The organism is Aquipseudomonas alcaligenes NBRC 14159 (genome assembly GCF_000467105.1).
GTDB lineage: Bacteria > Pseudomonadota > Gammaproteobacteria > Pseudomonadales > Pseudomonadaceae > Aquipseudomonas > Aquipseudomonas alcaligenes.
Window position 1 is genome coordinate 1 of sequence record NZ_BATI01000120.1, and the last position, 647, is coordinate 647.

The following is a 647-nucleotide window of genomic DNA, read 5'->3' on the forward strand; positions in this document are numbered from 1 at the left end:
TTCCCAGTTAAGCTCGAAAATTACTTCCGGCTCCAGGGCTCCAAATCCAAGTACGAGTCGGTACGCCGGCGTTTCAAATCAGAGCTGATCAAACGCCTCGAGGATTGGGAAAGCCGCAAGTACATTGATGCTGGCTGGAAAATTTACCGCGGCGCTGATGAAGACTGGGTGCTGGGCGGCACTGTCCGGGCAGGCGAAGCAATCCGTATCAGGGCAAATGAGACTCTTCTTGGGGTCCTGACGGAAGACGCTTTCGATGATGACGTTGACGGCGTTGAGTTTGCCGAAGATGTCACTACTGGCGACATGTTCACCGAAGCAGCGCCTGAGGCTTAACCAGCCGAAGGACAATTCAGTCTTGGTGCAGGTCCCGTTCAGAAAGCAGGTATTCTCGGCCATCGAACATCACCAGTTTGTTTCCGGACACTCTGCCTGCTCTTCTGTCGTCAATGATCAGCAAGTCGTTGATGAAGTGGCCAACCTGTTTCGATAGATCAGGTTCCCACGCTCCGACAGGCCATGCATAAAGGCCTCCCTGGAAAATACATCCCTCTGGTTCGTCGCCAATCGTCATTACGTATTGGGTGTCGCGGTCCAGGGAGAATTCTGTAGCTGAAATCGTAGAGGTCATGGCTTAGCTCCTAGGG

1 protein-coding gene and 1 pseudogene are annotated in these 647 nt (G+C 53.2%); one reads left to right on the top strand and one right to left on the bottom strand.

Features of this window, described 5'->3' with window-relative positions:
- Positions 1–336 (top strand): annotated as a pseudogene (locus PA6_RS23795) (hypothetical protein); the annotation flags it as partial.
- Between the two features lie 16 nt (positions 337–352).
- Here PA6_RS23795 and PA6_RS22330 read toward each other — a convergent pair.
- Positions 353–631 carry a hypothetical protein gene (locus PA6_RS22330; protein WP_021703218.1) on the bottom strand — a complete coding sequence of 93 codons (279 nt, stop codon included), beginning with the start codon at positions 629–631 and terminating at the stop codon, positions 353–355.
- Positions 632–647: the final 16 nt, after the last annotated feature.